We start from the raw sequence: 10,314 nt of genomic DNA, 5'->3' as shown, positions 1-10,314 counted from the left end.
GGTAAAGAAATTATATGATTTTTAGATGTAATATGTATTAGATCACATAACTAGACTAAAACCTTAGAAACAAGTCTGATGTAACATTCACCATTAAGTAGCCCAAGCATATTGCATGATTGAAAGGGCTTCCAGTTTGCACCTGAGTTTGACTTAGCAACACATTTCTGGTGGGTCATTGTTACGAATGAGGGACCAGACGTGTTAGACTTTGAATGAATGTGATACTATAAGCGCGATAAAAATGTAAAGACATTTACTCATATAACGCTGGAGTTTACATAAAATGAAGGAGTTTGATGATATGATCGATTTCTACAGCATGTATGTTGATGAGAGCGTAGCTATAGCGTGGGTTTTGTAACGAACGAACGAGCTTGACTTCTTTGCGGGCATGAGTCTTCCGTTCTAGCCATTTGATTTTCAAAAAAAGCCGCGAAGTTCGCGGCTTTTTTATATAGTTAAGGATAAGCCCAAATCATTGAGTGACTTCAAGAAATTCAGGGCTCACTAATCTTACTTTTATAGCCGATGAATTAAGAAGGGAATTCAGCTTCATGCGGTATACGCCAACGCTTAAATTGAGCACACGTTTAGTCGCTTTTGTGACCTTAATTGTCACCAGTGCCATGTTCATCTTATTTATTGGTGGTGCACTCTCGTTTCAGCGTATGGGACAAGATTATCTCAAACACTATTTAAGTGGGATTGTTGACGTTGTCGATCAAGAGTTACACGATCCTCAAGCGGCAAACTCAATGCCGGATTGGATGCCAAAAATACTTCAGGCATCGAGTATTGTTGAGCTCGAACTCACCACGTCATCCGAGATTGTCTATCGTTTTTATGATAACACATCGAGAATCACAGCCGATCGCTTGACTCAGATGACCTTCCCATTACCGAGTCATCCCAGTTACGTCATTCATTTTAAAGCAGTACCACCCTATCTAGGGTATAACTACTCTTTTGGTGCCATGTGGTCGATCACTTTAGCGATTGGACTGGTCATTTTTTGTTTGGTCCGAGCGACAAAATGGTTGCGTGAACAGTTATTAGGGTCTGAGTTATTGGAAGAGCGCGGACGGATGATTTTAGCCGGACGTGTTGAGCAGTATGCCAAAGGAGATGAACGAGAGTGGCCTTATACGGCGAGTGAAGCTATCGATGTACTGATTGAAGAGCTACAAGATGCTCGTCAAGAGCGAAGTCGATTTGATAGCTTTATTCGTAGTCAAACCTTTCTTGATCAATTGACTGGCGCCGCCAATCGAGTTCTGTTTGATAGCAAATTAGAATCAGCTTTACTGGAAAGTGGTGCTCGTGGTGGGGTCATTATGATCCGGCTCGATGAACTGGATACCGCGCGTGAGCAGCAAGGAAAAGTCATCATTGATGATTTTATCGTTGAAGTGGGTGAATGTATTGCAAATGTCATTGCCCGTTATCCTGATGTGGTTCTGTCACGTTATTATGACTCGGTCTTCGCGATTTTTATGCCTCACCAAACCTCTAAAGATGTCAGTCATGTGGCGAGCCAATGTCTTAAATTGCTTGAGCGCCTAAGCCCGCCTTATCCTTTAGAACGAGAAAACTGGTTCCATATTGGAATGAGTATGTACCAAGAGGGCGAACGACGTGGACGAATCATTGATGAAACAGAAACTGCGTTACGTAGTGCGCAGATGCAAGGCTGTAATGCGTGGAGCCGGTTTAAGAAGTTGGTTACGGTGGATGACGAGCGCGGTAGCGTACGCTGGCGAACCTTGTTCGAACAAAGTCTCATTCCTGAGAAAATTCGTTTATTCCGGCAGCCGTGTTATTTAATTAGCGAAGAGAATCAATTAACATTGATTCACGATGAGCTGTTTGTCCGCATTTATGATCCTGTCCAAGGCATGCTCAAGGCCTCACGTTTTAATTCTGCTTTAGAAACCGTTGGTTACGAAGCGATGCTTGATCGCGCAGTCTTCGTCCGTGTACTACAATTATTGAAAAACCAAGCATCGACAGAGCATTACTCGATTAATTTACATGTTGTTCCCTTTGCCGATAAACACTATTGGCGTTGGTTTCGTCATGAAATCATGCAGTTACCTTATGCTTTACGCACTCGGTTGTCTTTTGAGTTTGCTGAGGGGCGTTTAGTGCAACATTTAGATTATATGCGTCCAGTGCTAAGAATGATTGCGGGGTTGGGATGTAAATTGGTGGTTGGTCAAGCGGGACGAACGATCGTTGCGACTCATTACATTAAAGATTTACGAATTAATTATCTTAAATTACACCGCAGCTTAATTAAAAATATTGATCAACGGCACGAGAATCAACTGTTTGTGCGCAGTATGATCGGAGTGTGCGGGGGAACCAGTACCCAAGTGATCGCTGTGGGAGTGGAAACGCAAGCCGAATGGCAAATGTTAATTGCCCTTGGTATTCATGGTGGACAAGGTCGATGGTTTGCTGCAGAGCAGCCTTGGATTGTGGCTCCCAGTACTGAACAGCCCTCTGTCAAGCCGGGCAAAAGAAATCGATGGCGGACTAAGTAGAGAAAAATGAAGATGAATACGCTGTTTCATAAAATCACTCGTCGAGCGCAGCAAGACCGCAAATTATTTGCGGTTGTACAGCCGGACGCGATTTATTTCTCTGCTACTCAAGACTCCCCTCTTGCGACGCGTTATCCGCTCAGAGACGGGGCTTGGTTAACTTCTCTGTGTCAAGCGCTGCAAGCCAATCCCGTTAAGGGTGATGTCGTGGACGTGGTGTTGCACGCTCAACTATACCAATGTTATCAAATGGATAAGCCAGCAGTGCCACGCGAAGAGTGGTCTGGTGCGCTGCCTTTTTTGCTCAAAGATTTGATCAGTGAAAAACCCACTGAGATTGTCGCTGATGCTTATGAGTTAAGTGGCAGTAACAAAATCCAAGCTTATGTGATCAGTATTAAGGTTATTCTAGAGCTTGCCCAAGCGTTACAAAGCATTGGCTACCAATTAGGGCAAGTGATCCCTGAGCAAGAGATTTGGGCTAACAGCGTTCAAACGCCACACTTTTTATTATTACAACGCAGCAGAGAAGGCCAATTTAAGTTAGATGCCTTTGTTGACCAGCGTTGTTATTTTCAGCGAACTTTACGTGGTGTGGTCGCGCCAGTGACTGGGGAAACGAGCCCAGCATTGCAATTGGATGGCTTAGCGCTTGAACTCCAACGCTCAATTGATTACCTCTCTTCGCAATTAAAGGGTGTCGCGCTCCATCAGCTTAAAGTGTGCTGTGATGATGAAGATCATACCCAATTAGTGGCGGCACTGAATGAACGGCTGAACGTTAAAGCGAGCCCTTTATCTGAAGAGCAACAACCGCCGTTATCTGGGCAGGTATTAGCTCATTATCTGCCTTTAATGACTCGGCCTACATTAAACTTTTATCCGCGGCACTTGCATCCTAAGACCGATCACTTTTCTCTACGTAATGTTATCGTAGCACTGAGTGGTATCACGCTAGTCATGTTGGCGGTTGCTGGTTTTTACGCTTATCAAACCACTCAATTGGATCAGCAGGTTGCGTTGGCTCAGCAACAGACGGATCGTTTGAATCAACAATTGGCAGAGCTTCAGCAACAACAAGCCAAACATCGTCCTTCGGCAGGAAAAGTTGCGGCCATCGAACGTATAAAACGGCAGATTGCAGGTCAGCAAGCTTCGCTAAGCGCAATGGATCAATTTACACACAGCCAGCAAGAAGGTTACTCAGGAATCATGAACGCGTTAGCGAGCGTCGCTCATCGTGATATTTCGCTGACTCATATCGAGATTTCTCCCAATCGGTTAGATATTCAAGGCTTAGCTACCGAAGCTAAAGTTATCCCGTACTGGATCGGTAAATTTAAGCAGCAAACGCCGTTAGTCGGCCGTAATTTTGAACGTTTAACCATGGGGCGCAATGAGCAAGATCTGGTGACATTTGAACTGAAAACTCAGCAAGGAGCGAGATAATGAGTCAATATTGGCAAACGCTCAGTCATCTATTTTCTGAGCGAAAAAACAGCGAAAAGGGACTTATCAGTCTGTGTGGATTGGTGATCATTGTATTATCGATACAAACTTGGCTGGTTGATCCTTTGCTTGCTCAGTATCAAATGCAAACCAATCGTTTGATGAGTTTGCAAACTCATCAGCAAAGTATGCAAAACACTATCCAACAGTTACAACATCAACTCAGTACCAATCCGGATGCGGATATCGACATTGAGCTCGCTCAATTACAAGCTTATCACCATCAATTAACAGAGCAGTTAGCGGAAAAAGTCGGCAGCTTAGTTTCTCCGTCACAAATGGCCTCACTATTGCAGGAAGTGTTAGAAAAAAGCCAGCGATTGAAATTGGAAAGTTTAATTTCATTACCCGCAGAGCCGATTGCTCTCCAAGAGCCTGTGGTGGGGGCCGAACGCTACTTTGTTCATCCGGTGCGTATCGAACTAACAGGTAGCTATTTTGCGATTCGTGATTATTTACAGGCGTTAGAGAACTTACCGGTTCGTTATTATTGGCGACGTTTTCACTATCAAGTAGGCGAGCATCCACAAGCGAGACTGTTACTGGAAGTGTACACGCTCGGTACGCAGAAGGAGTTCATCGGTGGCTAACATTCAATATAGCGCAATACTGATGGTGTTGATGAGCTCCTGTGCCATCGCCGCCCAAGATCCGACAGCGCCTCTCGGAGGACGTTCCTCTAACGCTGGTGCGGTATCATCCGTGACCACGGCATTGCCTGAATTGCAGAGCATTGTTTGCCAGCAAGCTTGTTACGCAACGCTTAATCAACAAGTATTGTCTACAGGCGATGAGATCGATGGCTATCGGGTTAAGCAAGTCAGTGAGGAGCAGGTGACGTTAACTAAAGGGCAGCAGACTTGGCAACTGCAGTTATTTTCGCTGGATATCAAAGAGTAGGGTATAAAAATGATGCGTCAAGTTGTTATCGCAGTAATGGTTACCACTTTAGCGGGTTGCGCTATGGGGCACCGAGATCCGGTGGAAATAAAGCAAGCCTTGAACGAAGCAATTAATGAGGCCAATAGTCGCCAACTACAACAGTTACCCGCCTCTGTTGAAGCAGATTTAATGCCTGAGTTAGTCGACAGAAGCCGTGAGCAGCCGCTGCATATTGCTCGTTTTCGAGTGCAAGCTAACCAAGTTGATGCCGCCGCTTTTTTCACTAGTTTGGTTAAAGGTAGTGACTACAGCGTCGCCATTCATCCTGCGGTTGCTGGGCAGATTACCTTGAACCTAAGCAATGTGACTTTAGATGAAGTGCTGGCGGTGGTGCGAGATTTGTATGGTTTTGAAGTCGAAAAAGTCGGCAGAGTGCTACAAGTCTATCCTGCTGGGTTAAGAACGGTCACTATACCGGTGGATTATTTGCAATTTCAGCGTAGTGGACGCTCCATTACGTCAATCAGTACCGGAACGGTGACTAACCCGACTTCATCCAACAATTCAAGTAATAATACCGGTTCAAGCAATAATAATGCTTCCCGTGGGGGAACGGAAATTGAAACCATCAGTGAAAGTAATTTTTGGCAGCAATTAGAAAGTACCATTGGTCGATTAATTGGGTCGGGCAGTGGTCAGAGTGTAATGGTCACACCACAAGCGTCAGTGATCACCGTGCGCGCTTACCCAGACGAAATTCGTGAGGTTCGCCAATTTCTCGATATGTCTCATTTACGGATTCAGCGTCAAGTGATCCTTGAAGCGAAAATTCTTGAAGTGACATTAAATGATGGTTTCCAACAAGGGATTAATTGGTCAAAAACCTTTTCATCTAATGGCAATAATTACCAGTTAGGTCAGGGGGTTATATCTAATCCAGTCTCTAGCTTACCGGGGATGGATGCGATTGGTACGTTGTTAGGTGGGCAGACCAATCTGGTTGTCAAAAGTGGCAGTTTTGATGCAGTGCTAAGTTTTATGTCGACGCAAGGCGATCTTAATGTCCTGTCTAGCCCGCGAGTCACGGCTGCTAATAACCAAAAAGCAGTGATTAAAGTCGGCACCGATGAATATTATGTGACTGACCTGACTAGTGAAGTCGGTACTGGTGATAATGCTAACGTCGCTCCCAATATTCAATTAACCCCATTTTTCTCGGGTATCTCACTCGATGTGACGCCGCAAATTGACGATGATGGGTATGTATTTCTGCATGTTCACCCTTCGGTGATTGAAGTGGAAGAGCAGAAGAAATCGGTGCAATTTAACGATCGAATCATTACTTTACCGTTAGCGCGTAGCTCAATTCGTGAGTCTGATTCGGTGATTCGAGCACAAGATGGCGATGTGGTCGTGATTGGTGGGTTAATGAAATCGAATACCATGAATCAAACTTCTAAGGTGCCGTTTTTTGGTGATATTCCACTATTGGGGCATCTGTTCCGCCAAACCTCCAATGTGACCCAAAAAACGGAGTTGGTGATTTTACTCAAGCCGACAGTCGTTGGGGTTAATACGTGGCAAAAAGAGTTAGAACGTTCACGAGACTTATTGCAAGAATGGTTTCCTGATTCCCAATAGTGATTGGTCGTCACGCGTCGTGTTCATCGGGGGAGATAAATCAGCCGTGTATTTAGCACACTTTGGTTTTGAGCAGCTACCGTTTCATCTCACCCCAGATACGCAGTTGTTTTTGGGGCTGGCACCTCACTATGAAGCGATTCAAACCGTCAGTGGTGCGTTGACGATGGGAGAAGGGATCGTCAAAGTGACCGGAGAAGTCGGCACAGGAAAGACCATGGTTTGTCGGATGCTATTGACCCATATGAGTGACGAGATCCTTTGGCTCTATTTGCCGAATCCGCTGTTAACCGGCGCGGAATTACGCCGCGCTATTGCCAATGAATTGCAATTGCCTGACGTGCCAGAGTTGCAACTGATTGAAGCTATCCAAACTCGGCTATTGGCGTGCCATCAACAAGGGCAACGAGTAGTGGTTATTGTGGATGAAGCTCAGGCTTTACAAGATGAAGGGCTCGAAACCTTAAGATTGCTTGGCAATTTAGAAACTGAACAGAGTAAGCTGTTACAAATTGTCTTACTGGGACAACCCGAACTTGATCGTCGATTGGCAGAACATCACTTAAGGCAATTTCGTCAGCGGATCACCTTTAGTGCTCACTTGCGACCGTTATCGTTGGCCGAGTCAATGGCTTATATTGATAACCGTTTATTAAAATCAGGTTGCCAGCAGCCATTATTTTCTCGCCGACAGAAAAAAGCGTTATGGAAAGCCTGTCACGGCATTCCTCGTTTATTAAATCAGGTAAGCCATAAGGCCTTATTATTAGCGTTTTATGCTCAACAACCTTCGGTTTCCAATGGCCATGTATTTGATGCGATTCATGATACGTTTGATACTTGTAAACCTAAATTTAAAACCCCGCTGTTTTGGGGATGGAGTCAGCAATGAGTGTGATTAATAAAGCGTTATCGCAATTGGTGACTAAGCAACCGAATGGTTTAGCGGGTATAGAGCGAGCTAAGGTCGCTCCTGTCGCTGCTCGTCCTGCTTGGGTATGGGCACTGGCGGGTTTTGCGGTGAGTGTTGCTGTCGGTGGGTGGGCCGTTTCTTGGCAAGCGACCTCGTTAGATGCCTCTAATGGCCACCATTCGCTGTCGGTCACCGCTTCCCCTAGGCTGACTGAGAATCATCTTGAAGTCTCGATGCCGTCTTCACCGACTCAAAATACTCAGATGCCCGCGGTTCCTGTGTATCGGGTGGCTTCGGCTACGCGAAGGGTATCGCCAGAGGTTTCTCAATCTAATTCAGCGTCGCAGACGGTTTCTGCTCCAATCGCTCCTTTAGCGGCTTTGCAAGAGCGCAGTGTGCCCGCGCTGAGCGGAGTAAAAACAGCACAAGCGCCAGCCACGACGGTTACGAATGTTCCCGACATCGCCGTTGCTCAGATGTCGATTGAATCGGTACAGCTAACGCCAGAGCAATTAGCCCATAAAGCCGTAGCTCGCGCGGAGCGAGCGCTGGCACATAATGATTTTAACCAAGCCGTGAATGGTTACAGTGAAGCGTTACGTCATACCCCTTTAGATGAAGGAGTGCGTCAACAGTTGGCTGCACTGTATTATGGTAAAGGTGAATTAAGAAAAGCGTTTGATTTGTTGCAACGTGGGATGCAACTCAATCATGAGGGAGAAACGTTACGCATTGCGCTTGCTCGAATGCTACTCAAAGAAGATCAAAGTCAAGCGGCGCTGACTCCACTCGCGTATTTACCCGCTAACCCATCGATTGAGTATTTATCGCTGCGAGCGGCAGTTGCTCAGCGCAATCGAGTCGATGATATCGCTTTGCAGAGTTATCGATTGTTGGCGGAGCAAGAACCGAGCAATGGACGCTGGTGGCTAGGCTTGGCGATTACTCAAGAGCGTTTAGCGCAATGGAGCGAAGCGAAGTACGCTTATCAACAAGCATTGAACCATGTCGGGTTATCCTCTCAATCTCACCAGTTTATTCGTGAACGTTTACAAGCGCTGACTCATAGCGAGGAGACGAATCTTGCAAATTAAACTTAGAAAGCGTCTTGGGGATCTCTTGGTTGAAGAAGGGATCATTACTGAGCAACAAGTGCAACAAGCACTGGCGGCCCAAAAGCAGACAGGCAGTAAATTAGGCGCTACCTTAATTGAGCTTGGTTTTGTCACCGAGCAACAAATGCTTAGCTTTTTATCTCAGCAACTGTTTATTCCGCTGATTGATCTTAATCGCGCTCATGTTGACATTGATGCAGTACAAATCCTCCCTGAAGTTCATGCGCGGCGTTTACGGGCCTTGGTGATGAGCAAGCAAGGCAATCTATTGCGAGTGGTTATGAGTGATCCTGCGGATCTCTTTGCACAAGAATCATTACTCAATCAATTGTCTGACTATCAATTTGAGTTTGCGATTGCGCCAGAAAAGCAATTGGTTGAAGCGTTTGATCGCTACTATCGTCGTACGAAAGAAATCGCTTCATTTGCTGAACGTTTGCAAGCAGAACATCAAGAAAATGACGCGTTTGATTACGCCATTTCCGGTGAGGAAACCGAAGATGTCACGGTAGTTAAACTGATCAATTCACTGTTTGAAGATGCGATTCAAGTTGGCGCATCCGATATTCATATTGAGCCCGATGCCAATATTTTGCGCATTCGGCAGCGAATTGATGGGGTATTACATGAAACCCTACTTAATGAAGTCAATATCGCCTCAGCCTTAGTTCTACGTCTTAAACTGATGGCCAATTTAGATATCTCCGAAAAACGCCTACCGCAAGATGGGCGATTTAATATTCGTGCCAAGGGGCAATCGGTGGATATCCGCTTATCGACCATGCCTGTGCAATATGGCGAATCGGTGGTGATGCGCTTGCTTAACCAAACCAGTGGCGTACGTAAACTGGAAGAATCTGGTTTACCAGAGGATTTACTCCTGCGCTTACGTAAGCAACTCAAACGCTCTTACGGAATGATTTTAGTCACCGGCCCGACAGGGTCGGGTAAAACCACCACCTTGTATGGTGCATTATCGGAACTTAATGAAGCGGGTAAAAAGATCCTCACGGCAGAAGATCCGGTTGAGTATCGCATTCCTCGCCTCAATCAAGTGCAAGTGAATCCTAAAATTGGCTTGGATTTTTCAACCTTACTGCGAACGTTTTTACGTCAAGACCCAGACATTATTTTGGTCGGTGAGATGCGTGACCAAGAAACGGTCGAAATCGGTTTACGTGCCTCGTTAACCGGTCACTTAGTGTTAAGTACGCTGCATACCAATGATGCGATCGATAGTGCATTACGCTTGATTGATATGGGCGCTCCCGGTTACCTCGTCGCCAGTGCTGTGCGTGCCGTGGTCGCGCAGCGTCTGATCCGTAAAGTTTGCCCAGATTGCAAAACCGAAGAGACTCTCGATGCTGCTCGCCAGCAATGGTTGAATGTACGTTTTCCTAACCAAGTGTCGGCGACCTTTATGCGTGGGCGAGGCTGTCAAAGCTGTAACCTAACCGGATACCGAGGACGGATCGGGGTGTTTGAAATGTTGGAACTCGAAGCGCATATGATGGATGCTTTGCGCTCAAACGACGCAGTAGGCTTTGCTAAAGCGGCTCGCGCTTCAGCAGGATACAAGCCTTTATTAGCTTCCGCGATGGATCTGGCTTTGCAAGGCATTGTGAGTTTAGATGAAGTGATGGCGCTGGGTGAAGGGGATATTTCCGGCCTTAATCAGCCGATTCATCTCTAGGAGGCAGAGTAG

At 45.9% G+C, this 10,314-nt stretch carries 8 protein-coding genes; all 8 read left to right on the top strand.

What is annotated here, in order from left to right:
* Window positions 1-557: 557 nt before the first annotated feature.
* From csrD to CAG60_RS13500, 8 genes are read left to right on the top strand one after another with little or no spacing between them, the layout of a single operon-like run.
* Entirely contained in the window at window positions 558-2,549 is a 1,992-nt protein-coding gene (gene csrD, locus CAG60_RS13535; RefSeq protein ID WP_161429807.1) for an RNase E specificity factor CsrD, read from the top strand.
* A 6-nt stretch (window positions 2,550-2,555) separates the two neighbouring features.
* Window positions 2,556-3,998 carry an MSHA biogenesis protein MshI gene (locus CAG60_RS13530; protein WP_161439157.1) on the top strand — a complete coding sequence of 481 codons (1,443 nt, stop codon included), beginning with the start codon at window positions 2,556-2,558 and terminating at the stop codon, window positions 3,996-3,998.
* Window positions 3,998-4,648, top strand: coding sequence for a type 4a pilus biogenesis protein PilO (pilO, locus tag CAG60_RS13525; RefSeq protein WP_161439156.1), 651 nt, complete (start codon window positions 3,998-4,000; stop codon window positions 4,646-4,648). Before CAG60_RS13530 ends, pilO begins: the two co-directional genes overlap by 1 nt.
* A complete protein-coding gene (locus CAG60_RS13520; protein WP_233268194.1) occupies window positions 4,641-4,958 on the top strand; it encodes an MSHA biogenesis protein MshK in 318 nt (105 codons plus the stop codon). The genes pilO and CAG60_RS13520 overlap by 8 nt, the downstream gene beginning before the upstream one ends.
* Window positions 4,959-4,970: 12 nt before the next feature.
* Window positions 4,971-6,581 carry a pilus (MSHA type) biogenesis protein MshL gene (gene mshL / locus CAG60_RS13515; RefSeq protein WP_161439162.1) on the top strand — a complete coding sequence of 537 codons (1,611 nt, stop codon included), beginning with the start codon at window positions 4,971-4,973 and terminating at the stop codon, window positions 6,579-6,581.
* A gap of 46 nt (window positions 6,582-6,627) precedes the next feature.
* On the top strand, window positions 6,628-7,473 hold the full coding sequence (locus tag CAG60_RS13510; protein ID WP_154169286.1) for an ExeA family protein: 846 nt from the start codon (window positions 6,628-6,630) through the stop codon (window positions 7,471-7,473).
* A complete protein-coding gene (locus CAG60_RS13505) occupies window positions 7,470-8,588 on the top strand; it encodes a tetratricopeptide repeat protein (protein WP_161439155.1) in 1,119 nt (372 codons plus the stop codon). Before CAG60_RS13510 ends, CAG60_RS13505 begins: the two co-directional genes overlap by 4 nt.
* Window positions 8,578-10,302, top strand: coding sequence for a GspE/PulE family protein (locus tag CAG60_RS13500; protein WP_161439154.1), 1,725 nt, complete (start codon window positions 8,578-8,580; stop codon window positions 10,300-10,302). Before CAG60_RS13505 ends, CAG60_RS13500 begins: the two co-directional genes overlap by 11 nt.
* The last annotated feature ends 12 nt before the right edge of the window (window positions 10,303-10,314 follow it).

This window comes from Vibrio sp. V33_P6A3T137 (genome assembly GCF_009904835.1).
GTDB lineage: Bacteria > Pseudomonadota > Gammaproteobacteria > Enterobacterales > Vibrionaceae > Vibrio > Vibrio metschnikovii.
The sequence above is the reverse complement of the archived record's forward strand: the minus strand, read 5'-3'. Positions and strand labels throughout refer to the sequence as shown.

Excerpts from the sequence above, each read along its gene's own strand:
- mshL (WP_161439162.1), top strand. The coding sequence starts at position 4,971 with ATGCGTCAAGTTGTTATCGCAGTAATGGTTACCACTTTAGCGGGTTGC.
- pilO (WP_161439156.1), top strand. The coding sequence starts at position 3,998 with ATGAGTCAATATTGGCAAACGCTCAGTCATCTATTTTCTGAGCGAAAA.
- CAG60_RS13505 (WP_161439155.1), top strand. The coding sequence starts at position 7,470 with ATGAGTGTGATTAATAAAGCGTTATCGCAATTGGTGACTAAGCAACCG.
- CAG60_RS13530 (WP_161439157.1), top strand. The coding sequence starts at position 2,556 with ATGAAGATGAATACGCTGTTTCATAAAATCACTCGTCGAGCGCAGCAA.
- csrD (WP_161429807.1), top strand. The coding sequence starts at position 558 with ATGCGGTATACGCCAACGCTTAAATTGAGCACACGTTTAGTCGCTTTT.